The following is a 23,665-nucleotide window of genomic DNA, read 5'->3' as shown; positions in this document are numbered from 1 at the left end:
TTGGGTTTTGGGGATTAGAGTGGGCTGGCAGGAGCACCCAGGACCCAGGAGGCATTGTGACCACGCTCATCAACCGCCCCAATACGGCTTTGCTCGTCGTCGACATGCAGCTCGGCGTCGTCGCCGATGCCTATCGCCGGGACGACGTCATCGCGACCATCGCCGCCCTCGTGGACAAGGCCCGCGGCGCCGGCGTCGACGTCGTCTGGGTCCAGCACAGCAGCGAGGAGCTCCCGCGGGGCAGCGACGCGTGGTCGTACGTGCCGGAGCTCGCCCGGCGCGAATCGGAGCCCCTCGTGCCGAAGGAGTACAGCGACGCGTTCGAGGCGACCGGCCTGGAGGCCGTGCTTGCCGATCGCGGCATCGGCCGGTTCTTCCTGGCCGGAGCGCAGACCGACGAGTGCATCCGTTCGACCCTCCACGGCGGTATCACCCGCGGCTACGATGTCACGCTGGTCGCGGACGCCCACACCACCGAGGACCTGAGCGAATTTGGGGCGCCGCCGCCGGAGCTGGTGGTGGCGCACACCAATTTGTACTGGCAATACCACAAGGCCCCCGGGAGGACGGCAGGAACGGTCAACGCGGCCGACGTCGACTTCGCTAGCCCTTCATGATCTCCGCACGCTGGGCCATGTAGTCCTCCATGGCGAGGTCGCCGTCGCTGTAGCGCTGGTCCAGTTCCGCGAGCTTGCGCGCCCGGAATCCCTGCGGCGCTGCCGCGGACGGCGGCGGGGGCACGGCGGGCCCGGAAGGCGGGGGAGTGCTGGACTGCTGGGTACCGAACTGCGGGGCGCCGAACTGCCCGGCGTCCTGCTGCGGGAAGGGCCGGGGCTGGTTGCCGGGGTAATCCGGGCTGTCCTCATAGGGGACGGGGTACTGGCCGGGGTACTGCTGGTTTGGGTACTGCTGGTTTGCCGGCGGCATGGGCTGCCGCGGCGCGCCGAGCTCGCCGAACGCCCCGAAATAGTCCCGTTGGGTCATGCCGTCGCGCGGCTGCTTGTTCTGCTGCCCCGGATAGGGGCCGGGACCGTAACCGGATTGGCCGCCGGGGAACTGCCCGAACTGGTCCGGGCCGCCGGGGAACTGCCCGAACTGGTCCGGGCCGCCGGGCATGCCCTGGTTCTGGTTCCTGCCCCGCATGGACTTCTTGTAGTAGCGCATCGCCATCGGGATCAGGAATGACAAAATGATGATCCAAAAGAACAGACTGTTCACGGTACCGGGCCTCTCAGGAAGTGTACTTCCAGCTTAACGCCCGCACTCTGTCTGACGTGCCCCACGGTGCCCGGCCGCCCGGGGGCAGCGGCGTGGTCATGCGGCGCGGACGGCCGGCAGCCCCAGGAACCTGCCGTACTGCGCCACGGCCAGGTTGATGGCGGATTCCGTTTCGGGATCCGGCCTGGTCCGCAGCCGGATATCCAGTTCGCAGCGGCCGCGGACCAAGCGGTGCCGCCACACCCCGGCCAGCCGGCCGTCCCGCAAAACCAGATGGGCCGGTTCGCCCGCTGCCGGCGCAAAAAGGCGCCGCGCCGCCCAGATAATGCCGCGACACCGAGTACCCCATGACGTATTCGTCGTAGCACTGGACCAGATCGATCCGGGGCGGGATGCTGGCGGCCGCCGTGACGGCAGCCTCCGGCCCGACGTGGAAGTCGACGCCGTCGATCCGTACTGTCTCCAGCGCCCCGGGCGTGCTGTCCTGCACGAGCCGCAGCCCTGCCCGGATGTCCGCCAGGGTCAGTCCGGACCAGTCCGCGCAGTCCCTGTCCGTCGCCGGGCCGCGGCTGGCGAAATACCGCCGGACCAGTTCGGCCAGGGCTGCCGGCCGTTCCAGCAGCGAGGCCGGAGCGGCGGGAACGCGCTCCTCAAAGAGCGCGTAGCTCTGCTTCAGCGCGCCTCCCGCGCTCCGCACCGGGGTCCCTCTGGCCAGCACCCCGCTGGCCTCGGCGTGCATGATCCGGTAGGCCAGCCCGAGGCCCTCGGCGGCCAGGCCGGCTGTCCGGAGTACTTCGGCGAGCTGCTCCCTTGTCTTGTGCTTGCCGCCGGCCACGGCTCCGGCCAGCACGCGGTTGCTCTGCGCGGCCTCAGCGGCATCGAGCCCGGTCCGGCGGTACATCCCCGCGTTCCCCTGGTGAATCCGCGGCGCGGAGAGCGCCAGCAGCCAGCGCAGATCGTCCCGGTGCACAAAATGCCACGTGGGCCTCAGGATGTGGGTGCGCAGGATGGTCCCGTCGGACACGGCCTGCTCCACCGCGGCTGCTGTGCTTCCCGCGCTGCGCTGGGCGAGCGTCCAGCGGGCGTAGGCGAACTCCTGGGACTGCACCGCCAGCAGGTTTTTCAGCGCGTCCTCCGCCGTGGGCGCGAAGGGTTCGCGCAGCCGCTGATGGCGCAGCCGCAGCCGCACGACGTCGTCGGGGTCCATCGCATCATTCCGGCCGCTGCCCTGCGGCGGTCAGGAGCGCACGGGCTCCTCGGCGCCGGGCGGGCCTTCGCCCGAGCCGAGCGGCATTCCGGGGCCGAAGACCGGGCCGGGGAGGGGGCGCTTGGCCGTAATGCCATCGCCGGAGGACCGGTGCCGGAGCCGGCGGACCACCCACGGCACAAAGTGTTCGCGCGCCCACACCAGATCCCCGGAGCGTGCCTGCCGCCAGCTGCGGGGCGGCAGGGGCTTGGGGGAGAGCGGTTCCAGGGTGTGCTCGACGTTCAGGGAATCCAGGACCATGGCCGCGATGGTGTGGTGGCCCAGCGGCGAGAAGTGCAGGCGGTCCGCATCCCACATTTGCGGATCGTTCAGCTGCCGCAGGGACCACATGTCCGCGATGATCGCGTCGTGGCGGGCCGCGATGGTGCGGAGATTCTCGTTGTAGATGGCCACTTTGCTGCGCACCCGGCCCAGCACGGTCGAACCGGTGTCGGGGCCGTTGAAGAGGACCACCGTGGCGCCGGCCAGGCTGAGGATCTGCACCACCGAGTCCAGCTTCTCAGCCAGGGCATCCGGATCCCCGCCGGGGCGGATCAGGTCGTTCCCGCCGGCGGACAACGTCACAAGATCAGGCCGGAGGGACAGGCAGTGGGCCAACTGCTGGTCCACGATCTGCTGCAGGAGCCGGCCCCGGACGGCCAGGTTGGCGTAGGCAAAACCCTCGTGGCCGCGGCTGAGCTCCTCGGCCACGCGGTCCGCCCAGCCCCGGTGGCCGCCCGGACTCGCCGGTTCGGGATCACCGATGCCTTCCGTGAAGGAATCTCCCATGGCCACATAGCGCGTCCAGGGGTGGGTAACGGCGTTGTCTGGAGAGTTCTCCATGGCTTCGGTTTCGCTCACCTTCATATCGTGCACTGTTCCTGCAAAGCTACGCCACCGTAGGTTGTTACCTTCGGGTAACTGTAAGAATGGACCCATGACTTCCGCCGCTGCTTTCCCCGCCCCCGTTGTCCTCTGGTCCAAGCCCGCGGAGGAGCGGGCCGGAAAGCCGCTCCTGGTCCTGCTGCACGGCTACGGGGCCAACGAAGAGGACCTCCTGAGCCTGGCGGACCTGCTGCCGCAGGAATTCGTGGTGGCCTCAGTGCGCGCCCCGCTGGTGTCCGGTGCGGGATTTACCTGGTTCCCGCTGACTGCCTCGATCGACTACTCATTGGAAGCGGTCAAGGATGCCGCCTCGTACGTGGAGGACTGGCTGGACTCGGTCCGGCCGGACCACCCGTCCGTGACGCTGCTGGGCTTTTCGATGGGGATGGCGCTGGCCACCACCCTGCTCCGGCGGCGGCCCGCGGACTACGCCGCCGTCGTCGGGCTGTCCGGGTTCGCGGTCGACGCCGACGGCGACCCCAGCTTCCGCGACGCCGAACTGGACGGGACGGTGCCGGTGTTCTGGGGCCGCGACCAGCAGGATCCGGTCATCACGCCGGACAAGATCGAGTTCACCATGGGCTGGGTGCGCAAGCATGTGAAGCTCACCAAGGTGCTCTACAGCGGCATGTGGCACGGCATCAACCAGCAGGAAATCGGGCACGTGTCCGAGTTCCTCACGCACGGCGTGCTGGCTAAGTAGCCCCACGGCGCAATTCGCCCCACGACGCCCGGCGGCTTCCGCCCGGCGTCGTGTGTCCGCGTCGAATGCCGGGGCTAGGCTCCGGCGGGGGTGCTGATCCGCACGGTCTGGCCGTTAACGGTCACGGTGTCGCCGTGACGGAGCTGGCGGCCGCGGCGTTCGTCGATCTCACCGTTGACCTTGACGAGCCCGGCCTTGATCAGCTCAGCCGCCTCCACCCCGTCCTCGACCAGGCTGGCGAGCTTCAGCAGCTGGCCGAGCCGGATCATGTCGTCGCGGATGGGGATCTCTTCGATTTCCGGGTTGCTCATACAAGCAATGATGCCTGACGTAAGGTGGCAGGAATGACCCACACTCCCCGGCTTCCGTTCCTCGCCGGGCTGCCCCTCGCAGTGGCGGCGGGGCTGCTCATGCCTGTCCAGGGCAGGATCAACGGCGCCCTCGGTGCGGCGCTCGCGGACGGGATCGCCGCCGCCGTCGTGAGTTTCACCACCGGACTGGCCCTGATGACTGTGATATCGCTCGCACTGCCGCGCGGCAGGGCCGGGCTCCGGCAGATCCTGCCGGCTGTCCGGGAGCGTAAATTCCCACCCTACTATCTCCTGGCCGGCTGCATCGGCGGGTTCTTCGTCTTCGCGCAGTCGTTCACCGTGGGCCTGCTGGGCGTCGCCCTGTTCACCGTTGCCACCGTGACCGGACAGACCCTGAGCGGACTGCTTGTGGACCGGATGGGGATCGGCCCGGCCGGCAAGAGGTCCATCACCGGGATCCGGGTGATCGGCAGCATCCTGACCGTCGCCGCCGTCGCCTGGGCCGTCTCGCCGCGCGTCGCCGGCACGGGTCCCGGGCCGGGGGAGCTGCTGGTGCCGGTGCTCCTGCCCGTGCTGGCCGGGTTCCTGATGAGCTTCCAGCAGGCCATGAACGGCACCGCCGCCATGCACTACGGCACGCCCATTGCCGCGACCTTGATGAATTTCATCGCCGGGTCGGTCATGCTGTGGGCCGCCTGGCTGGTCAAGACCGCCGTCACGGGACCGGGCAACGCGCTGCCGGGGGAGTGGTGGTACTACCTTGGCGGGCCCCTGGGCTGCGTCTTTATCGGCGTCGGTGCCCTGCTGGTCCGCAGCCTGGGCGTCCTGGTGACGGGACTCGGCATGATCGCGGGCCAACTGCTGGGATCCCTGGGGCTGGACCTCGTCTTCCCGGCGCCCGGCACCGTGGTGGCGCTTCCCACGGTGCTCGGAACGCTGCTGACCCTCGCCGCGATCGTGCTGGCCAGCCTGCCGTGGCCGAGGGGTGCCCTGAAGCGGTGACCCTGAAGCCGTGTCCCTGAAGCGGCGCCGGGTGCCGACGGGCCGGTAGGCTAGGAGGCGCCGCTTCCTGCACCGCCATCAGCCGGCCCGTGAACACGGGCGCGTGGTCGTAGTGTGCGTAGGTCTGTGGCCAGTTTTGCGTATTTGTAGTGCCCCGTCCGGCAACCAGCCGGAGTTCCGGGGCTAAGACCGCGGACCGCACCCAGCGGCCCTGTAGAAAGTGGAGTTCCCATGGCAGCAAAATCCGTCCTCGACCAGATCATTTCCCTCGCCAAGCGCCGGGGTTTCGTATTCCAGGCCGGTGAGATCTATGGAGGCTCGCGTTCTGCCTGGGACTACGGGCCCCTGGGTGCCGAGCTCAAGGAAAACATCAAGCGCCAGTGGTGGCAGTCCGTGGTCCGCGGCCGCGAAGACGTCGTCGGCCTTGACTCCTCCGTCATCCTGCCCCGCCAGGTCTGGGAGGCGTCCGGCCACGTCGACGTGTTCTCCGACCCGCTGGTGGAATGCCTCTCCTGCCACAAGCGCTACCGCGCCGACCACCTCGAGGAAGAATACGAGGAGAAGAAGGGCCGTCCTGCCGAGAACGGGCTCAAGGACATCGCCTGCGCCAACTGCGGCACCCGCGGCGAATGGACCGAACCCCAGGAATTCTCCGGCCTGCTCAAGACCTACCTCGGCCCGGTAGCCAGCGAAGAGGGCCTGCACTACCTGCGCCCCGAAACGGCGCAGGGCATCTTCGTCAACTTCAGCAACGTCCTCACCACCTCCCGCAAGAAGCCCCCGTTCGGCATCGGCCAGATCGGCAAGTCCTTCCGCAACGAGATCACCCCGGGCAACTTCATTTTCCGCACCCGCGAGTTCGAGCAGATGGAGATGGAATTCTTCGTCGAGCCCGGCACCGACGAGCAGTGGCACCAGTACTGGATGAAGGAGCGGATGTCCTGGTACACCGGCCTCGGCATCCGGGAAGACAACCTGCGCTTCTTTGAGCACCCGCTGGAAAAGCTCAGCCACTACTCCAAGGGCACCACGGACATCGAATACCGCTTCGGGTTCCACGGCTCCGAGTGGGGCGAGCTCGAGGGCATCGCCAACCGCACGGACTTCGACCTGTCCACGCACGCCAAGGCCTCCGGCCAGGACCTGAGCTACTTCAACCAGGCCACCAATGAGCGCTACACCCCGTACGTGATCGAGCCCGCCGCCGGCCTCACCCGTTCCTTCATGGCCTTCATGATCGACGCGTACACCGAGGACGAGGCACCCAACGCCAAGGGCGGTGTCGACATCCGCACCGTGCTCAAGCTCGATCCGCGCCTGGCCCCGGTCAAGGCGGCCGTGCTGCCGCTGAGCCGCAACGAGGACCTGTCCCCGAAGGCCAAGGACCTCGCCGCGCAGCTGCGCAAGAGCTGGAACATCGAGTTCGACGACGCCGGCGCCATCGGCCGCCGCTACCGCCGCCAGGACGAAATCGGCACCCCGTTCTGCATCACCGTGGACTTCGAGACCCTCGACGACCAGGCCGTCACCATCCGCGAACGCGACACCATGAGCCAGGAACGCGTCTCCCTGGACAAGGTGGAGGGCTACCTGGCCGCACGGCTGATCGGCGCCTGACCGTGGCGATCCGATACCGTGAATGGCGCGACGGCGACGATCTCGCCCTGCTCGAAATCTGGGGCGGGCCCGAAACCGAACAGGCCCGGCAGTTCCGCGGCACCCTGGCGCCCTCGGGCAACGCGCCGTGGCGGCGCTGCATCGTCGCCGAGGACGTCGTCGACGGCGTGGCCATCCCGGTCGCTGCGGGCGTGGTCCACGAGGCCTCGCTGCACCCGGAACGGCTCTGGGCCTACATCGAGGTCGACCGGCTCCACCGGCGCACCGGCGTCGGCTCCACCCTGCTGACCATGCTGCGACACGAAGCCGCCCAGTCGCCGTCGGGCGTCACCCGCCTCCGGACCAAGGTGGAGCCGGGCACCCCCGGCGCCGCCTTCGCCGAGGCGGCGGGCCTGGCCCCGATCCAGCGTTCCCGGCTCGTCGTCGTCGAGCCCGGGGCGCTCAGGCTGCCCGTCTTCGGCGACGGCTCCGAGGCTGCCGCATCCGAGCAGATCGAGGACCTGGCCACCGGTTCGGTGGAGCTCAGCGACGTCGTGGGCCGCTACTACACGGCCGTGCACACCTGGGACAGCCCCGGGGAGCTCGGCATCGGCACGGTCCAGCGGCTGTTCCTGGACGAGCTCAGCGGCGCACACGGCGCGATCGTGCTGCGCGCCCCGAAGGCCAGCGCCTTCGGCCAGGGTGTGCCGGCCAGCCGGAAGGGCCGGCTCGAGGCATTCGTCATCAGCTTCGCGGAGCTTGCCGCCGGGGACAACGCGGAGGGTGCGGCCGCGTCCGGCCAGCCCACCGACGTGTTCCTGGGCCACGAGCCGGAACTCGCGGCGGAGGAAGCCCAGGCCGCTGTCCGGGACCTTCTCGCGCTGATTGCGTTCCAGCACCCCGTGGTGCTGGAACTGGACGATTCGATGGAGGCCCTGCGCGCCGTCGTCGAACCCCTGCTGGAGACCGGCAAGGCCCGCGTCCAGGGCGCCGAAACGCTCATTGTCTCGGATCCCGCCTAGGACTTAACCCAACTGACCCGCAGCTGTGGCCGTTAAAAAACGGCCACAGCTGCGGGTCAGCTGCGTTGCGGGCTACTTGGCCGGCGGCATCACCGGCGGAACGAAGTCGAACGTCATCCCCAGCAGCCAGACGAGCAGCAGCACCACCGGCAGGTGGAACACGAACTGCAGGAACGTAAAGCCCACCAGGTCGCGGGCCCGCAGCCGCAGCACCGCCAGCAGGGGCAGCATAAAGAACGGGTTGATGAGGTTCGGCAGGGCCTCGGCGATGTTGTAGATCTGCACGGTCCAGCCGAGGTTCATTTGCACATCGGTGGCGGACTGCATCACATACGGCGCCTCCACCAGCCACTTGCCGCCGCCGGAGGGGACCAGCAGCCCCAGCAGGGCCGTGTACAGCGCAATGACGACGGCGAAGCCGCCGCCGCTGCCGATCTCCGTAAAGAACTCGGCCAGGTGCGCGGAAACGGTCATGCCGCCGTGGCCGGTGGCCTTGGTCAGGATCGCGGCCATCGCGGCGTAGAGCGGGAACTGGACCAGGATGCCGGCGGTGGCCGGCACGGCCTTGGTGACGGCCTGCAGGAAGTTCCGCGGGGTGCCGTGCAGCACCAGGCCGAGGATCAGGAAGACCAGCAGGTAGCCGTTGAGGCTGCTCACCACGGTCAGGAAGGGCTTGGTCAGGAATTGCGAGACCAGCCAGCCGAGCGTCAGGAGGCCGGCCAGGATCGGCAGGATCATGCTGTATTCGAGCCATTCGCCCGGGCGGGAGCGCGGCTCCGGTTCGCTGGGTTCGTCGTCAAGGTCGACGCCGAGATCCTCCGCGGTGCGGATGGCGCCGCCCTGGGGTGCCGAGAAGTGCGCGATCACCGTGGTGAGCGCCATCAGGATGGCCAGGGTGAGCAGCGACTGCCAGGTGAAGATGGTGGTGCCGAAGTCCAGGATGCCGGTGATCTTCAGCAGGGCCGGCGGCAGCGAGGCAGCCGTGGCCTGCAGCTGCGCGGCGGAGGAGGACAGGCCGAGCGCCCAGACGGCGCCGAGGCCCATGAACGCTGCTGCGCCGAGGGCCCGGTAGTCCACGGTCAGGTCCTTCCGGCGGGCGATGGCCCGGGCCAGGAGGCCGCCGAAGATCAGGCTGAGGCCCCAGTTGAGGAAGGATACCGACATCGACATCATCGCCACGAAGCTCACGGCGGTGCGGGCGGTGGCGGGAATGAGGGCCAGCCGGTTGATCAGCTTCGCCACGGGCGGGGAGGTCGCCACGACGAAGCCTGTCAGCACCACCATGGCCATCTGCAAGGTGAAGGCGGTCAGGTCCCAGAATCCGTTGCCGAAGGAATCGGCGATCGACTGGGGCGAGGCGCCGATGGCCAGGGCGGCCAGGGCGATGATGATGACGCCGGCTAGGGCGAAGATGTAGGCGTCCGGGAACCACTTCTCGGTCCACGCCGCTATCCGTTGGGCTATTCGGGCGAGACCGCGTTCTTCGCCGATTCCGCTTTTCGTCAGGACTGTGTTTGCCACAGAGTGGGACCTCTCCATTGAGTGCGATTTTGTACCCGATGGAGTTTAGTCAAGACGATCGCGGTAACCGGGCTTATCGGCGCCGGCCGCCTGCGCGCCGCGGGCCCTCGGCCTCGTCCAGCCGCCGCCGTTCCGCTTCGCTGGGGGCCCCGCCGCCCAGTTCCGCCGGCATCCACCACGCTCCCGGAGCCGGTTGCAAAGGGAAGTCCGCGATGCAGGCGTCGATCCCGGACTGGAGGACCGCGCGCAGCGCTTCGGTGGCCGCCGCGGCGTCCCGGGACGGGATAACGGTCACCGGTTCGCCCACGTGGATCCGCACCGGGGCGCGCCAGGCGCGGGCCGGGGAGAAGCCGTGGCGGCGGGTCATCAGCCGGTGGGCGCCCCAGACGGAGACCGGGATGACCGGCACGCCGGCTTCGGCGGCCATCCGCACGGCGCCGGTCTTGCATTCGCGCACCCGGAAACTGCGGCTGACCCCGGCTTCCGGCAGGATCGCGACGTATTCACCCGCGCGGAGCTTCTGCACGGCGGCGTCGTAGGCGTGCGCTCCCGTGTCATAGCCGACGACGACGTGCCCGGCGGCGCTGATGGCGGGTCCGGCGAACCAGTGGTCGGCAGCGCCCTGGGTGACCAGGAATCGCATCTGGACCCTGGCGTGCCGCCACAGCAGCAGTTCGGCGAACGCGAAGTCGAGGTAGCCGAAGTGCGTGATCGCGACGACGGCGCCGGTGCCCGGGACAGCGTTGCGGGATGAGCGGTGCGGGCCGCTGGTTGGTTGACTGCTTGGTTGGCTGCCCAGTTCGCCGGTCTCCCTGCGAGGCTCCGGGAGGTGCTCCTGCCCGGTGACGATGACTCGGATCCGGAACAGCCGGCGCAGCGCCAGCCCGGTCCGGACAATGACGCGGTAGAAGCGGTCGCTGGGCTGGGGGCGCCAGGGCATCTCAGCGGCCGCCCGGCTGCTGCTTGCCTTGCTGGTGCCCGGCGCTGCGGGGCCGGCGCGGAGGCAGCGGCAGGAACCCCGAGGTGGATTCCACGTATTCCTCGTAGCCGGGGCGGGCGGACATGGCCTTTTCGGTCAGCGGCTTGCCTGACTTGCCGGCGAGCAGCCAGATCATCAGCACGGGGGACAGGACGGTGAGCACGCCCGGCCACGAATCGGCGGCGACGAGGAAGATTCCGGTCCAGACGGCGGCGTCGCCGAAGTAGTTCGGGTGGCGGGTGTAGCGCCAGAGCCCGGTGTCGAGAACGGTGCCGCGCCGCGAGGGGTCGTTCTTGAACTGTGCCAGCTGCCAGTCGCCGACCGTCTCGAAGACGAAGCCGACCGCCCAGAACATGACGCCCAGCCAGGCCAGCCAGCCGAGGCCCCCGGTGCTGAACATCCCCACCTGGACGGTAAGCGAGACGAAGAACAGGATCACGCCCTGCGGCAGGTAGACCTTGCGCAGCGCGTAGATGTTGCGGGACCCGGGGGCGGAGGAGAGCATGTCCACGTACCGGGGATCCTCGTGGCCGCCGCGGGCCCGGAGGCCGATGTGGAGGGCAAGGCGGATGCCCCAGACCGCCACGAGCGCCAGCAGCAGCAGGCGACGGCCGCCGTCGCCGTGTCCGGCCGAGAGGAACCAGGAGATGGAGGCCGCAACGACGAAGCCGAGGCCCCAGACGGTGTCGATGACCGAGTGGCGGCTCTGGCGGACGGCCACGGCGTAGGTGACGGCCAGCAGCACAACAAGCCCCGTGGCCACCCACGGGAGGCTGGCCAGGAAGGCGTTCAGCGGAAAGTCCGGCATCACATCACCACCGGGAGGCTGGCGCCGGCCGCGGGAAGGAGGCTGCGGAACGTGTCGGCGCGGCTCTGGATATTGCGGCCTGAACTGCCGGCGAAGGCGTCGAGGATGAAGCCGGTCGCGAGTGAGTTCCACAGGCTGATCCGGCGGAACATGAAGTGTCCCGCCCCCTTGAGGGCGACGTAGTCCACGGACTCCGCGACGCCGTCGGCCCGGCGTGCGTAAGCGAGCGAGTTCGCGGGGCTGGTCCAGCGGTCGTCGGTGCCGTGGACGATCAGGATGCGGCGCCCGGCCACGCGGTTCACCGGGGTTTCGCCGTTGAGCCAGGGCGCGAGGGCGACGACGGCTTCCACTTGCGGGTGGTCGGCGACGTAGAGCGCGGTCAGGCCGCCCATCGAGTGGCCGAGGAGATAGACGGGGACTCCCGGATGTTCGCGGCTGATGCGGGAGAGGGCCCAGCGGGCATCCTGCACAGGGGACATGTCCTTCCCGTTCCAGCCCCGGTACCGGTTCCGGAGCGTCCAGACGGCCAGCCCGTCGCGTCCGCCGGCACGCCGGAGGGCCCGGGCGAAGGGAAGCATCCGGGCGGGGCTGAGGTGCGTTCCGCGGACGGATTCGTAGCTGTCCGCGCGGCCGCCGTGCAGGACCAGGGCGACGCCTCGGGTTTCCCCAATGGCTCCGGCAATGCTCAACACGGCCCTGGCATCCGCCCCGGCTCCCGCCGCCGCAGGTTCACGGTCGTCCATCTTGCGTCTGGCCACGCTGTGTCCTCCACATCTCATCCGACAATTCCAACCATAGGGCGCGGTGCCCGCGGTTCAAGCTTTCCCCCCGAAGGGGCGGGCACTTCCCCCTGTTTCGCGGGGGACATGTCCACAGGACATTCGGAGCTGTGCCCGAGAAAGATGGGGCGGGAAAGCGTTCCGGGCCGGCGTTCCGCGAGCCGGACCGACCGGGCGCAGGTCCGGACCTCTTGACGGGCCTCGGGCGGAGGAGTAAGCCTTGTGCTCGTAAACCTCCGGGCGTCATGCCGGCTGGGAGCACAAACCACCGTCCGGGTCGGAAATCACGACGAATCGACGGCACAGAAAATGAATGGAACCAACTTCGATAGCCTGCGCGAGCAGGTCCGCGGGCAGGTCATCACGTCCGGCGATGCGGACTATGACGAGGCGCGGGCAGTGCAGAACGGCATGATCGACAAAAGGCCGGCAGCAGTGGTCCGGGTGTCCCAGGTGGCAGACGTGATTGCGGGCGTCAACTTCGCCCGGGACAACGGCCTGGCCCTGGCCGTCCGCGGCGGCGGCCACAGCGGGCCGGGTTTTGGCACGGCGGATGAGGCCCTGGTCATCGACTTTGCCCACACCCGTGGGGTCCGGGTCGATCCGGCCGGCAAAACAGCCAGGACCGAGGCCGGCGCAACGTGGGCGGACTTCAACCACGCCACACATGCCTTCGGGCTCGCGACCACAGGCGGCATCGTCGGCTCGACCGGGGTTTCCGGGCTAACCCTCGGCGGCGGCATCGGCTACCTTGACCGCAAGTACGGACTCAGCTGCGACAACCTCCTCTCGGCCGATGTGGTCACCGCCGAGGGCAAGTTCCTGACGGCCAGTGAGAGCGAGAACGAGGATCTCTTCTGGGCGCTGCGCGGCGGCGGCGGGAACTTCGGCGTCGTGACTTCGCTGGAATTCCGCCTGCACCCCGTGGACRTGGTCCACGCCGGCATTGTCATCTACCCCGCGGAGCACGCCGAAACGGTTGCGAAGTTCTATCGTGACCACATGGCGGCAGCGCCCGAAGAGTTCGGCGCGTTCCTCGCCTTCCACCAGGGGCCTCCGGTCCCGTTCCTCCCGGAGGAATGGCACGGGAAGCCCGTCTGCATTGTGGTCGGCATGTGGACGGGCGACCCGGCCGAGGGGCCGGCCCGCTGGCAACCATTCCTCGACGCTGCTCCGCTGGCAGGGTCCATGGTGGGGCCGATGCCCTATCCGGCCTTGAACTCGGCCTTCGACGGGATGTATCCCAAGGGGCTCTTGGCCTACTGGAAAGCGGCCTTCCTGACCGAACTCAACGACGGAGCCATCAGCGCCCATCTGGACTTCGGCCGCCGGGTGCCCACCGTCCAGACCGCCGTGCATATCTATCCGATCGACGGGGCCGTGCACCGGGTGGGGGCCACGGACACAGCGTTCCCCAACAGGAACGCCAGGTTCTCCCCGGTCATAGCGTGCCATTGGGAGGATGCAGGCGACACCGAGGCGAATATCGCCTGGGTCAGGGATTACGCGGCCGCGCTGCAGCCGTACTCAGAGACAGCGGGTTACATCAATTTCATGGACGGCGACGACCTGCCCCGGGTCGCGGAAAACTACGGACCGAACTACAAGCGGTTGAGGGAGGTCAAGGCCAAGTACGATCCGCAGAACCTCTTCCACGTGAACCAGAACATCCTGCCGGCGTAGCCTAGCGGGGTCCCGGCCCGTCATGGGTCCGGACGGAGCCGCGGAACCCCGTAAAGTCTTCGGCATGAGGTTGAACTGCTGATGGGCGCCGGACATTCACACGCTCCGCTTGGGCACACGGACCCGACGCCCCGGGCGCTCGCCGCACGGAAGAAAGCCAACCTCATCCTGGCCGCCGTCCTGATCCCGCTGACGCTGCTCACGCTCGTGGCCATGGCACTGCTGTGGCCCTCGGGCAGCAAGGAAGGCATCACACTGGCCAGCCCCTATGCGGCCGCGCCGGGGGTCACGTTCGATACCGGAAAGATCCAGCGCGTTGTCACCGGCAGCTGCATGGACGTCCAGCAGGGACAGGCCGGGGCGGACGCTGCAGCGCAGCAGGGGTCGCAGTGCACTTTTGCGTTCACTGACCCGGACAAGGGCGGCAATCCCGTCAAGGTGGTCATCAACCCCGACGTCGCCAAATCCCACGGTGTGAAGGCCGGCGACAACATCCGCTACCTGAACCTCTCCAAGGTCCAGGGCTCCGAAGCCCAGGGAACCCCCGCCTACGTCTTTGTGGACTTCGTCCGGACCCTGCCGATCATCTTCCTGGCCGTGCTCTACGCCGTCGTTGTGATCGCCGTGGCGCGCTGGCGCGGGCTGCGGGCCCTGATCGGGCTCGTTGGGGCCTACGGAGTGCTGGTGTCCTTCATGCTGCCGGGACTGGTGGAGGGCAAGCCGCCGCTGCTGCTGGCGCTGGTGGGGTCCACGGTGATCATGATCGGGGTGCTCTACTTCGCCCACGGATTCTCCGCCCGGACCTCGACGGCGCTGCTGGGCACCATGTTCGGCCTTGCCATCACCGCACTGCTGGCGGCCTGGGCCACCGACGCGGCCAACCTCGCCGGCGTCGGCAGCCACGACTCCGCCGCCCTCGCGAACGTCTCGGACAACATCTCCATCTCCGGCATCATCCTGTGCGGCCTCATCATCTCCGGCCTGGGCGTCCTCAACGACGTCACCATCACCCAGTCCTCCGCAGTGTGGGAACTCTGGGAACTGGCCCCGGAAACGACCGCCCGCCAGCTCTTCACCTCCGCCATGCGGATCGGCCGGGACCACATCGCCTCCACCGTCTACACCATCGCGTTCGCCTACGCCGGCGCGGCCCTTCCCGTGCTGATTCTGGTGATGCTCTACGAGCGGCCGCTCGGCGATGCCCTGACCAGCGCCGAACTCTCGGAGGAAGTGATCCGCACGCTCGTCGGCTCCGTCGGGCTGGTCCTGGCGATCCCGGTTACCACTCTGATCGCCGTGCTCGTCGTGAAGGCGACCGGGATCAAGGCACTGGGCGGCGTGGCCGGCGGCCGCAGGAACGCCGGGAGCGGGGACGATTCAGTCGGCAACACCGGCCGCCAGGCCGCCGGCAGCGCCGGCACCAGTGCTGCTGCGGACAATGGCAGCCGCTGGCTCGATGACGACGCCGACCGCCGGCTGGAGGACGACGTCGTCGCGCCCGCCGACGCCTTCGAATCGGCGCCGGCGGGACGCCGCGGACGCCGCGCCGCCCCGCGGGACTGACGCCGGATTTCCACATAGCTGGCGCGGATCCGGCCGATTTGCCCGGATTTGAGACAATGAACGGGTGACTGTTGTAGCTACCCCTCCCGCCCCCAAGCTGGAACTCCCGCCCCTGAAGCTGGGCCCCCTCACGGTGGACACCCCCGTGATCCTGGCTCCCATGGCGGGCATCACCAACTCCGCGTTCCGCAGGCTCTGCCGTGAATACGGCGGCGGCCTGTACGTCGCGGAGATGGTCACCTCCCGTGCCCTCGTGGAGCGCACCCCGGAATCGTTGCGGATCATTTCCCACGACGACGACGAGAAGGTCCGGTCCGTCCAGCTCTACGGCGTGGACCCCGTCACCGTCGGCCAGGCCGTCCGCATGCTCGTCGAGGAAGACCGCGCGGACCACATCGACCTCAACTTCGGCTGCCCCGTGCCCAAGGTGACCCGGCGCGGCGGCGGGTCCGCCCTGCCCTGGAAGATCGACCTGTTCACCTCGATCGTGCAGACCGCAGTCAAGGAAGCCTCCAAGGGCAACGTCCCGCTGACCATCAAGATGCGCAAGGGCATTGACGAGGACCACCTCACCTACCTCGACGCCGGCCGGATCGCCCGCGACTCCGGCGTCGCCGCCGTCGCCCTCCACGGCCGCACCGCCGCGCAGTTCTACTCCGGCCAGGCCGACTGGTCCGCGATCGCCCGGCTGCGTGAGGCGCTGCCGGACATTCCGGTTCTCGGCAACGGCGACATCTGGTCCGCCGAGGACGCCATCCGGATGGTCCGCGAGACCGGCGTCGACGGCGTTGTGGTGGGCCGCGGCTGCCAAGGCCGCCCGTGGCTCTTCGGCGACCTCATGGCCGCTTTCGAAGGCAGCGACGAGCGCCACAAACCGAGCCTGGGACAGGTGGCCGAAGGGGTGTACCGCCACGCCGAGCTGATGGTGGAGACCTTTGGCAACGATGAAGGCAAGGCGCTCCGGGAGATCCGCAAGCACATGGCCTGGTACTTCAAGGGCTACGTGGTCGGCAGCGAACTGCGGACCAAACTGGCGATGGTGACCAGCCTCGAAGTGCTCCGCGGGACGCTGGACCAGCTGGACCTTGACTCGCCGTACCCCGGCGTCGACGCCGAGGGCCCCCGCGGCCGGGCTGGCTCGCCCAAGAAACCCGCACTGCCCAAGGACTGGCTGCTGGACCGCAGCATGGACGCCGAGCAGTCGCGCGAGATCTGCCACGCGGAACTGGACGTGTCCGGTGGCTGAAACCAGGACCACCGCACCCGTGCTGGACGGCTACGTGGCCCGCGACTCCGCCCGCTGGGTGGAGGAACCGGCCAAGTCCACGTACCGCTCCGACTTCGAACGCGACCGCGCCCGGGTGCTGCATTCCTCGGCCCTGCGCCGGCTCGGCGCCAAAACCCAGGTCGTGGCCCCGGACACCGACGACTTCGTCCGGACCCGCCTGACCCACAGCCTCGAGGTGGCCCAGGTGGGCCGCGAACTGGGCCGCGCCCTGGGCTGCGACCCCGACGTCGTGGACACCGCCTGCCTCAGCCACGACCTCGGCCACCCGCCCTTCGGCCACAACGGCGAATCGGCCCTGAACGAGGTCGCGCACGCGATCGGCGGCTTCGAAGGCAACGCCCAGACGCTGCGTCTCCTGACGCGGCTGGAGCCCAAGGTCGTGACTGCCGACGGCCGGCCGGCCGGCCTGAACCTGACCCGGGCGAGCCTCGACGCTGCGGCGAAGTACCCGTGGTCGGCCGCGAACGCCCCCGTCATCCACGGCGAGCGGACCAGCAAGTTCGGCGCCTACGAGGACGACCTGCCGATCTTCGACTGGATCCGCGAGGACGCCCCGGAGCGCCGCTCCTGCCTGGAAGCGCAGGTCATGGACCTCGCCGACGACATCTCCTATTCCGTGCACGACGTCGAGGACGCGATCGTCGCCGGGCACTTCCAGCTCCGCTGGATGGACAACCCGGACCACCGCGCCCGCGTGGTCGGGTACGCCAAGCAGTGGTACCTGCCGCACAACGACCCCGCCGCGATTGATGCGGCCCTCGCCCGGCTCGAAGCCACCAGCGTCTGGGTGCGCGAGGCCGACGGCAGCCGCAAGTCGATGGCGGCGCTCAAGGACATGACCAGCCAGCTCATCGGCCGGTTCTGCCAGAGTGCGCTCGCGTCCACCCGCGCGGTCTACGGCCCGGAGAACCTGACCCGCTACAACGCGGAGCTGATCGTGCCGGACGAGACCGTGATGGAAATCGCCGTGATGAAGGGCCTGGCCACCACTTTCGTGATGACCACCGAACACCGGCAGCCCATCTACGAACGCCAGCGCGAGGTCCTGCACGCCCTCGTGACGGCCCTGAGCGCCACCGGCGACCGCCATCTGGAGCCGATGTTCGCGGCCGACTGGCGCGACGCCCCGGACGACGGCGCGCGGCTGCGCGTCGTGATCGACCAGGTCGCGTCGCTGACCGACGGCTCCGCGCTGGCCATGTACGAGCGGCTCGTGGGCAGCCTGCCGTCGCTGTGGTGACAGGCGCCATAACCGGCCCGGCGGCGTCGTACCCGGGTACTAGGATGGCACTGTGGCCGGCCTGATCAAACGCGAAGACATCGACGAAGTACGCCAGCGGACGGACATCAAGGAAGTCGTTGACGGCTACGTGACGCTCAAGGGCGCCGGGCTGGGCTCCTACAAGGGCCTGTGCCCGTTCCACGACGAGCGCTCGCCCTCGTTCACCGTCCGTCCCCAGGTAGGCAGGTACCACTGCTTCGGCTGCGGCGAGGACGGCGATGTCATCTCCTTCGTGCAGAAACTTGACCACACATCGTTCCACGAGGCCGTCGAAAAACTGGCCGCCCGCATCGGCTTCGAGCTCCGCTACGAGGACGGCGGCTCCGGCCCGAACCGCGAGGACGTGGGCCGGCGGCAGCGCCTGCTCGATGCCCACAAGCTCGCGGATGAGTTCTTCCGCGCCCAGCTGCTGACCCCGGGGGCCACCGAGGGCCGCAACTTCCTGCACGAACGCGGCTTCGACCGCGCGGCAGCCGACCAGTTCGGCGTCGGCTACGCCCCGCAGGGCTGGGACTCCCTGCTCAAGCACCTCCGCGGGAAGGGCTACACCGATCCCGAACTCAAGCTGACGGGCATGTTCTCCGAAGGCGGCCGGGGTATCTACGACCGGTTCCGCGGCCGGCTGATCTGGCCCATCCGGGACATCGCGGGGGACACGATCGGCTTCGGTGCCCGCAAGCTCTACGAGGACGACCAGGGTCCGAAGTACCTGAACACGCCGGAGACCGCGCTTTACAAGAAGTCGCAGGTTCTCTACGGGATCGACCTCGCCAAGCGCAACATCGCCAAGGACCGCCAGCTCGTGGTGGTGGAGGGCTACACCGACGTGATGGCCTGCCACCTCGCCGGGATCCCGACGGCGGTCGCCACCTGCGGCACGGCGTTCGGCACCGAGCACATCAAGATTGCCCGCCGCCTGCTCTCGGACGACGGCAGCGGCGGCGAGGTCATCTTCACGTTCGACGGCGACGCCGCCGGCCAGAAGGCGGCCCTGCGGGCCTTCGAAGAGGACCAGCGCTTCGTCGCGCAGACCTACGTGGCCGTGGAGCCCACTGGCGCGGACCCCTGCGAGCTGCGTCAGTCAAAGGGCGACGCCGCCGTCCGGGACCTGATCGGCTCCCGGCGTCCCTTGTTCGAATTCGCCATCCGGGCCTCCCTGAAGCGGCACAACCTGGACACGGTCGAGGGCCGCGTCGCCGCCCTGCGGGAGTCCGCCCCCGTGGTGGCCCAGATCCGCGACGCCGGGATCCGTCCTGCCTACGCCCGGGAACTGTCCGGCTGGCTGGGCATGCCCGTCGAGGAGGTCAGCCGGGCGGTGGGGGCGGCCGCCAAGCGTGCCGCCCAGCCGCCGTCGGGCAACGGCGGTTCCGGCCACTACCAGGGTCCGGGCAACGGCCAGGGCCGCAGCCAAGGGTCGGGGTACGGCGGGGGATCCGCGCCGGGGGTTGCGCCCTTGCCGCCGTCGCCCGTCCTGCCGTCCTTCAACCGGCCCGATCCGCGGGACCCTGTGGCAGCGATGGAACGGCAGGCCCTGGAGGTTGCCCTGCAACAGCCCGGGATGCTGGAAGGTGAGACGTGGCAGCGGTTCTCCGAGGCGAGGTTCTCGACGCCGGCGTACCTGGCTATCCATGAGGCCATCCGGGCCAACGGCCTGGCGCTCACGGGTGACCCCGTGCGCTGGGTGGAACAACTGCTGCAGGAGGTTCCCGAGCCGCTGCGTCCGCTCGTGTCCGAGCTGTCCGTGGTGCCGCTCCCGGCCAGCACCGCCGACGGCGTCCTGCGCTACTGCCGGGATATCCTGGCCCGCCTGTTCGAGCTGCAGATCACCAGGGTCAAGGCTGAAAAGATGGGACAGCTGCAGCGCCTGGATGCGTCATCCGACCCGGAGGAGTTCCAGCGGCTGAACCGCGAGCTCATGGAGCTCGAGATGCAGCGGCGCTCCCTTCGCTCGGAGGCCTGACAGTCCTGCGCTGGTGTCCGTGTTGTCCGGCGCTGGTGTCTCGTGTTCTCCCGCGCTGTTGTCCCGGGTGCTCCCGTCCGGGAGGCAATTTCACTTCCCGGCCGGGTGTTTGCTAGGCTTATATCCGCTTCATTCCTCCTTAGCTCAATTGGCAGAGCATTCGACTGTTAATCGAAGGGTTGCTGGTTCAAGTCCAGCAGGAGGAGCGCGCAGTCCYCGTTCCGGGTTACCGGGACGGGGACTTTTTTATACCCGGAGGGGGTATCTCCGGGATCCGGCCGGGAGGAAACGGGGCCGATTTCCTAAGCGGCAAAACCTTTGCTAATGTCATACCTGCTTCATTCCTCCTTAGCTCAATTGGCAGAGCATTCGACTGTTAATCGAAGGGTTGCTGGTTCAAGTCCAGCAGGAGGAGCGGACAGGTCCCGCAGCCAGCGAAAACCGGCTGCGGGACCTTTTTTATGCCCTCTTATGTCGTTTCAGGTTCGTTCTCAGACGAAGTACATCTCCACCTGCAGAAACCGCTCGGCCTCCGCCACGGCACCCTGGAAGGCTTCGAGCTCGGTGGGGGACTTGCGCGGCTCGCGGGGGTGCCACTCGTGCGGGGCGGAGTGGATCTGGGTGAAGCCGCCGCCAGCCGGGGCGTAGAAGATGCCGAAGCGCTGCACAGGCCACTCGGGGGAGGTCTCGGGGGCGACCAGAAGGGCCGAATCGAAGGCCGGGTTGTACCACTGCGCGATCGGGCGCCGCCGGTCCTCGGTAAACAATCCGGCCGCAAAGAGCGCCGCAGACTGCTGGCTGGTCTGACTGCACAAGCGATCCCACCACAGTGGCAGAATGCCGGCGTCGCACCGCTGCCACGTGGCCGGTAGGGGCGGATGATCCTGCCAGTGGGGCACATCTACAACTTTATCGCCCGGGGTGGGGCTGGAACAGGGCCGGGAGGCACCAGCGGCAGCACACCCCCAGGGACATGCCCCACGCTGAGGCTGGCACGTGGACATAGTCCCTATATGCCCGCCTCTGGCCGTGAGGACTGGACATGTCGTTCTGGGGGAGTCGCGCCGAGCCTTGCCTGGGCCTGCTGGAGGGGACATGCCCTATGGTGAGGCAGGCGCTTGGACATGGTCCCCATATGCCGCCCTTGGCCGCGACCACTGGACATGTCCTCCCGGAGAGTCTCAGCACACCTTGCCTGGGCTTGTTGGAGGCGACATGCCTCGCGTCCCAGGGCCCGACGCTCCTTCCCAGTTACTCCGGGGTGCATCAGTGGCCGCCCGCGACATTCCGGGGATAGTCCGGGTACGGGCGCGTTCTTAGAACGTGTAACTGGGCAGGAGCGCCTAGACCGGGCCGCGGCTCGATGTTCCCGCGCCCAGCCCTCCTCGGCCCGCCGGTGGACATGCCCCGCGCTGGGGTCGAAGCGTGGACATCGCGCCCATATGTCCACTCCTGTGCGGCCGGTGCCAACGGCGGCCTGCGGAAGCCGGGCTACTGGATCGGCGGGACGGTGCGGGGCCTGACGACCAGCCAGAGTGCAGCCGCGGCAAGGAAGATGCACGCGGCCTGGACGGCACCCATCGGGGTGGCGGAAGTGACGCCGAACCAGCCCACCACCGGTGAGATGAGACCTGCCATCAGGAAGGTGGCGGCACCCAGCAGGGAGGCAGCTGTGCCGGCCTGTGCGCCGTGCTTGGCCAGCGCCAGCACCTGGACGCAGGGGAACGTAAAGCCGGCGCCGAGGATATAGAACCACAGCGGCACCATGACGCCCCACAGCCCGAAGCCCAGCTGGTCGAAGACCACGATCAACAAGGCCATCAGGAACATCCACGCCGTGGAGCCGGCCAGGATCCACTGCGGCGGGACCCTCCGCACGAGCCTTGAGCTGGTCTGCACGCCCGCAACGATGCCCAGGGAATTCACGCCGAAGAGCAGGCCGTACTGCTGCGGGCTGAAACCGTAGACATCCTGGAAAAGGAACGGCGACGCGGACAGGTAGGTGAATAGGCCCGCGAAGTTCATCCCGCCCACCAGCAGCAGCCCGACGAAGATCCTGTCCGCGAACAGGACGCCATACCGCTGACGGGCAGTCATGCCGGTCTTTCCCCGCAGTTCCCGGGGGAGCGTCTCGCGCACCACGAACACCGCGGCAATAAGGACGCACGTCCCATAAGCGGCAAGGAAGAAGAAGATCCCCGGCCACGGCATAAACAGCAGCAGCTGCGAACCGATCACCGGCGCGAGGATCGGAGCCAGACCGTTCACCAGGGCCATCCGCGAGAACATCCGCACCATCGCGAATCCGCTGAAGAGGTCCCGAACCATCGCCATGGCCACCACGCCGCCTCCCGCAGCGCCAATGCCCATCAGCACGCGGAAGAAGCCCAGTGTCGTGATGTCGGTCGACAGGGCCGCCCCAAGGGAAGCCATGATGTGCACAGCAGTGGCCAGGATCAGCGGCATCCGCCGGCCGAACTTGTCGCTCAGCGGGCCAACCACGAGCTGGCCCAGGGCAAAGCCGATTGTGGTGCCGGTCAGCGTCAGTTGCACGGCCGCCTCGGAGACGCCCAGGCTCTCCTCCAGCGCGGGGAAGGCCGGAAGGTACAGGTCCACCGTGAACGGTCCCAGGGCGGTGAGCGCGCCGAGCATCAAGATGTAGAGGAGCTTGCGGCGGCGGCTCAGCGAATCGCCGGGATTGGTGGGTGTAGTCACAGAGGTCAATCCTAGGGCCCGCATTCAGTTGATCGGGTGTGCGGCAGGGGGCGCGCCACAGCCCGCCGCCGCGCCCCTGCCCGGAGCCTGAATGGTAGTTTTGACACCGGGGTGTGCGTGAAGCTGCGCAGACCGGCAAGCCCGCGAACGCGGAATCATGGATGTAACCAGTTAGGCGGGACCGATGAGCGGACGTCACACCGGCGGGACAAATGGGGTGCTGCGCATTTCCACGCTGCCCAGAACCCTCAAACTGATCTTCAAACTGGCTCCGCGGCAGCTCAACGACGAGATCGCTCTTGCCAAGGTTGAGCTCAAACGCAAGGGCATCGCGGTCGGCGTTGCCGCCGCGTTCCTCGCCGCCGCGCTGGTCTTTGCCGCTTTCCTGGTCGTCGGCCTCATCGTTGCCGCCATCATGGGCCTCGCCACGATCATGCCCGCCTGGCTCGCCGCCCTGCTGGTCAGTGCTGTCTTCCTRCTGATCGCCGCGATCGCGGGTCTGGTGGGGGTCGGCAAATTCAAGAAGGCCATGCCGCTGGTTCCCGAGGACACCATCCGTGGCCTCAAGTATGACCTCGGCATCGCCAAGGAGGGTTCCGCCTTCGATCCCGCCGTGCTGGACCCGGATTCCGAGCAGTACAAGGCAGCCAAGGCCGCCAAAGTGGAGGCCGAGGCCAAGGCCAAGGCTGAGAAGGAAGCCAAGAAGGCCGCCGAACCGGACCTCGGTCCGCCGCCCACCGAAGCTGAACTGCGACGCCGGCTGGACCAGCGCCGCACGCACCTCACCGGCGTCCGCGATGAACTCAACGAGGAACTCGACGTCAAGACCCAGGCCCAGGCGCTGCTGGCGGCTGCCCAGGTGAAGCTGCAGGACGGCAAGGAACAGCTCAGCGGCAAGGTCGCCGGCTTCCGCTCCTCGGCCGCGCGCGCCACGAAGCGTCCGTCGACGTCGGCCGGTGCCTCCAAGGCCGGTGCCGGCAGGGACAGCGCGGGCGTGACCGACCAGCTGAGCCAGCGGTGGAAGCCCCTCGTCGCTCTCACCGCCTCAGCCGCTGCCCTGGTGTTCCTGCTGCGCAGACTCTTCAAGGGCTAGGCAGCCTGCTG

21 protein-coding genes and 2 tRNA genes are annotated in these 23,665 nt (G+C 68.5%); 13 read left to right on the top strand and 10 right to left on the bottom strand.

Annotation, left to right across the window (positions count from 1 at the left end; translation table 11 throughout):
• Nucleotides 1-56 precede the first annotated feature (56 nt).
• Nucleotides 57-617 (top strand): isochorismatase family protein, encoded by a 561-nt coding sequence (locus AB4Y67_RS09760; RefSeq protein WP_441405571.1) that lies wholly within the window; start codon nucleotides 57-59, stop codon nucleotides 615-617.
• Here AB4Y67_RS09760 and AB4Y67_RS09755 read toward each other — a convergent pair.
• From AB4Y67_RS09755 to AB4Y67_RS09745, 3 genes are read right to left on the bottom strand one after another with little or no spacing between them, the layout of a single operon-like run.
• Nucleotides 604-1,218: a hypothetical protein gene (locus AB4Y67_RS09755; RefSeq protein WP_441405570.1), complete on the bottom strand. Its 615-nt coding sequence runs from the start codon at nucleotides 1,216-1,218 to the stop codon at nucleotides 604-606. The genes AB4Y67_RS09760 and AB4Y67_RS09755 overlap by 14 nt on opposite strands.
• A gap of 13 nt (nucleotides 1,219-1,231) precedes the next feature.
• Complete coding sequence (locus AB4Y67_RS09750; RefSeq protein ID WP_441405569.1) at nucleotides 1,232-2,425, bottom strand: winged helix DNA-binding domain-containing protein; 1,194 nt, start codon at nucleotides 2,423-2,425, stop codon at nucleotides 1,232-1,234.
• Nucleotides 2,426-2,455: 30 nt separating this feature from the next.
• Nucleotides 2,456-3,331, bottom strand: coding sequence for an SGNH/GDSL hydrolase family protein (locus AB4Y67_RS09745; RefSeq protein WP_441405568.1), 876 nt, complete (start codon nucleotides 3,329-3,331; stop codon nucleotides 2,456-2,458).
• A 70-nt stretch (nucleotides 3,332-3,401) separates the two neighbouring features.
• On the opposite strand from AB4Y67_RS09745, the gene AB4Y67_RS09740 reads away from it, so the two are divergent.
• The gene (locus AB4Y67_RS09740; RefSeq protein ID WP_441405567.1) at nucleotides 3,402-4,052 is read left to right on the top strand and encodes an alpha/beta hydrolase; all 651 of its coding nucleotides are present in this window, start codon (nucleotides 3,402-3,404) and stop codon (nucleotides 4,050-4,052) included.
• A gap of 74 nt (nucleotides 4,053-4,126) precedes the next feature.
• Here the strand turns inward: AB4Y67_RS09740 and AB4Y67_RS09735 are convergent, their stop codons facing one another.
• Nucleotides 4,127-4,363, bottom strand: coding sequence for an RNA-binding S4 domain-containing protein (locus tag AB4Y67_RS09735; RefSeq protein WP_441405566.1), 237 nt, complete (start codon nucleotides 4,361-4,363; stop codon nucleotides 4,127-4,129).
• Nucleotides 4,364-4,396: 33 nt separating this feature from the next.
• Here AB4Y67_RS09735 and AB4Y67_RS09730 point away from each other — a divergent pair, with 33 nt between their 5' ends.
• From AB4Y67_RS09730 to AB4Y67_RS09720, 3 genes are all read left to right on the top strand, one after another.
• Complete coding sequence (locus AB4Y67_RS09730) at nucleotides 4,397-5,365, top strand: DMT family transporter (RefSeq protein WP_441405565.1); 969 nt, start codon at nucleotides 4,397-4,399, stop codon at nucleotides 5,363-5,365.
• Nucleotides 5,366-5,596: 231 nt separating this feature from the next.
• A complete protein-coding gene (locus AB4Y67_RS09725) occupies nucleotides 5,597-6,982 on the top strand; it encodes a glycine--tRNA ligase (protein WP_056432683.1) in 1,386 nt (461 codons plus the stop codon).
• Between the two features lie 2 nt (nucleotides 6,983-6,984).
• Complete coding sequence (locus AB4Y67_RS09720) at nucleotides 6,985-7,983, top strand: GNAT family N-acetyltransferase (protein ID WP_441405564.1); 999 nt, start codon at nucleotides 6,985-6,987, stop codon at nucleotides 7,981-7,983.
• 72 nt (nucleotides 7,984-8,055) lie between these two features.
• Here the strand turns inward: AB4Y67_RS09720 and AB4Y67_RS09715 are convergent, their stop codons facing one another.
• The 4 genes from AB4Y67_RS09715 to AB4Y67_RS09700 form a co-directional block, all read right to left on the bottom strand.
• On the bottom strand, nucleotides 8,056-9,504 hold the full coding sequence (locus tag AB4Y67_RS09715) for a short-chain fatty acid transporter (protein ID WP_441405563.1): 1,449 nt from the start codon (nucleotides 9,502-9,504) through the stop codon (nucleotides 8,056-8,058).
• Between the two features lie 73 nt (nucleotides 9,505-9,577).
• A complete protein-coding gene (locus AB4Y67_RS09710) occupies nucleotides 9,578-10,444 on the bottom strand; it encodes a lysophospholipid acyltransferase family protein (protein ID WP_441405562.1) in 867 nt (288 codons plus the stop codon).
• A gap of 1 nt (nucleotide 10,445) precedes the next feature.
• Entirely contained in the window at nucleotides 10,446-11,291 is an 846-nt protein-coding gene (locus tag AB4Y67_RS09705) for a DUF1295 domain-containing protein (RefSeq protein WP_441405561.1), read from the bottom strand.
• Entirely contained in the window at nucleotides 11,291-12,049 is a 759-nt protein-coding gene (locus tag AB4Y67_RS09700; RefSeq protein ID WP_441405560.1) for an alpha/beta hydrolase, read from the bottom strand. The genes AB4Y67_RS09705 and AB4Y67_RS09700 overlap by 1 nt, the downstream gene beginning before the upstream one ends.
• A 330-nt stretch (nucleotides 12,050-12,379) precedes the next feature.
• On the opposite strand from AB4Y67_RS09700, the gene AB4Y67_RS09695 reads away from it, so the two are divergent.
• The 7 genes from AB4Y67_RS09695 to AB4Y67_RS09665 all read left to right on the top strand — a co-directional run bounded on the left by AB4Y67_RS09695 (nucleotide 12,380) and on the right by AB4Y67_RS09665 (nucleotide 20,261).
• Nucleotides 12,380-13,753, top strand: a complete 1,374-nt coding sequence (locus AB4Y67_RS09695; RefSeq protein ID WP_441405559.1) for an FAD-binding oxidoreductase — start codon at nucleotides 12,380-12,382, stop codon at nucleotides 13,751-13,753.
• 81 nt (nucleotides 13,754-13,834) lie between these two features.
• Nucleotides 13,835-15,316 (top strand): YibE/F family protein, encoded by a 1,482-nt coding sequence (locus AB4Y67_RS09690; RefSeq protein ID WP_441405558.1) that lies wholly within the window; start codon nucleotides 13,835-13,837, stop codon nucleotides 15,314-15,316.
• Nucleotides 15,317-15,380: 64 nt separating this feature from the next.
• Nucleotides 15,381-16,562, top strand: a complete 1,182-nt coding sequence (dusB, locus tag AB4Y67_RS09685) for a tRNA dihydrouridine synthase DusB (RefSeq protein ID WP_441405557.1) — start codon at nucleotides 15,381-15,383, stop codon at nucleotides 16,560-16,562.
• Entirely contained in the window at nucleotides 16,555-17,844 is a 1,290-nt protein-coding gene (locus AB4Y67_RS09680) for a deoxyguanosinetriphosphate triphosphohydrolase (protein ID WP_441405556.1), read from the top strand. Before dusB ends, AB4Y67_RS09680 begins: the two co-directional genes overlap by 8 nt.
• A gap of 52 nt (nucleotides 17,845-17,896) precedes the next feature.
• Nucleotides 17,897-19,846 (top strand): DNA primase, encoded by a 1,950-nt coding sequence (gene dnaG / locus AB4Y67_RS09675; protein ID WP_441405555.1) that lies wholly within the window; start codon nucleotides 17,897-17,899, stop codon nucleotides 19,844-19,846.
• Between the two features lie 133 nt (nucleotides 19,847-19,979).
• Nucleotides 19,980-20,052, top strand: a tRNA-Asn gene (locus AB4Y67_RS09670).
• Between the two features lie 136 nt (nucleotides 20,053-20,188).
• Nucleotides 20,189-20,261 (top strand) — tRNA-Asn (locus tag AB4Y67_RS09665).
• 76 nt (nucleotides 20,262-20,337) lie between these two features.
• On the opposite strand, the gene AB4Y67_RS09660 is transcribed toward AB4Y67_RS09665, so the two are convergent.
• Both AB4Y67_RS09660 and AB4Y67_RS09655 read right to left on the bottom strand, forming a co-directional pair.
• Nucleotides 20,338-20,745 (bottom strand): hypothetical protein, encoded by a 408-nt coding sequence (locus AB4Y67_RS09660; protein ID WP_441405554.1) that lies wholly within the window; start codon nucleotides 20,743-20,745, stop codon nucleotides 20,338-20,340.
• A gap of 592 nt (nucleotides 20,746-21,337) precedes the next feature.
• Complete coding sequence (locus tag AB4Y67_RS09655; protein WP_441405553.1) at nucleotides 21,338-22,561, bottom strand: multidrug effflux MFS transporter; 1,224 nt, start codon at nucleotides 22,559-22,561, stop codon at nucleotides 21,338-21,340.
• 184 nt (nucleotides 22,562-22,745) lie between these two features.
• Between AB4Y67_RS09655 and AB4Y67_RS09650 the strand changes: the two genes are divergently transcribed.
• Complete coding sequence (locus AB4Y67_RS09650; RefSeq protein WP_441405552.1) at nucleotides 22,746-23,654, top strand: phage holin family protein; 909 nt, start codon at nucleotides 22,746-22,748, stop codon at nucleotides 23,652-23,654.
• Nucleotides 23,655-23,665 lie beyond the last annotated feature (11 nt).

Origin of the sequence: Arthrobacter sp. YAF17 (assembly GCF_052113365.1) — a bacterium.
Classification (GTDB): domain Bacteria; phylum Actinomycetota; class Actinomycetes; order Actinomycetales; family Micrococcaceae; genus Arthrobacter.
The sequence above is the reverse complement of the archived record's forward strand: the minus strand, read 5'-3'. Positions and strand labels throughout refer to the sequence as shown.

Bases quoted from the DNA above. Each gene is read 5' to 3' on its own strand.
- AB4Y67_RS09750 (WP_441405569.1), bottom strand. From the start codon at position 2,425: ATGGACCCCGACGACGTCGTGCGGCTGCGGCTGCGCCATCAGCGGCTG.
- AB4Y67_RS09745 (WP_441405568.1), bottom strand. From the start codon at position 3,331: ATGAAGGTGAGCGAAACCGAAGCCATGGAGAACTCTCCAGACAACGCC.
- AB4Y67_RS09740 (WP_441405567.1), top strand. From the start codon at position 3,402: ATGACTTCCGCCGCTGCTTTCCCCGCCCCCGTTGTCCTCTGGTCCAAG.
- AB4Y67_RS09735 (WP_441405566.1), bottom strand. From the start codon at position 4,363: ATGAGCAACCCGGAAATCGAAGAGATCCCCATCCGCGACGACATGATC.
- AB4Y67_RS09730 (WP_441405565.1), top strand. From the start codon at position 4,397: ATGACCCACACTCCCCGGCTTCCGTTCCTCGCCGGGCTGCCCCTCGCA.
- AB4Y67_RS09725 (WP_056432683.1), top strand. From the start codon at position 5,597: ATGGCAGCAAAATCCGTCCTCGACCAGATCATTTCCCTCGCCAAGCGC.
- AB4Y67_RS09710 (WP_441405562.1), bottom strand. From the start codon at position 10,444: ATGCCCTGGCGCCCCCAGCCCAGCGACCGCTTCTACCGCGTCATTGTC.
- AB4Y67_RS09705 (WP_441405561.1), bottom strand. From the start codon at position 11,291: ATGCCGGACTTTCCGCTGAACGCCTTCCTGGCCAGCCTCCCGTGGGTG.
- AB4Y67_RS09690 (WP_441405558.1), top strand. From the start codon at position 13,835: ATGGGCGCCGGACATTCACACGCTCCGCTTGGGCACACGGACCCGACG.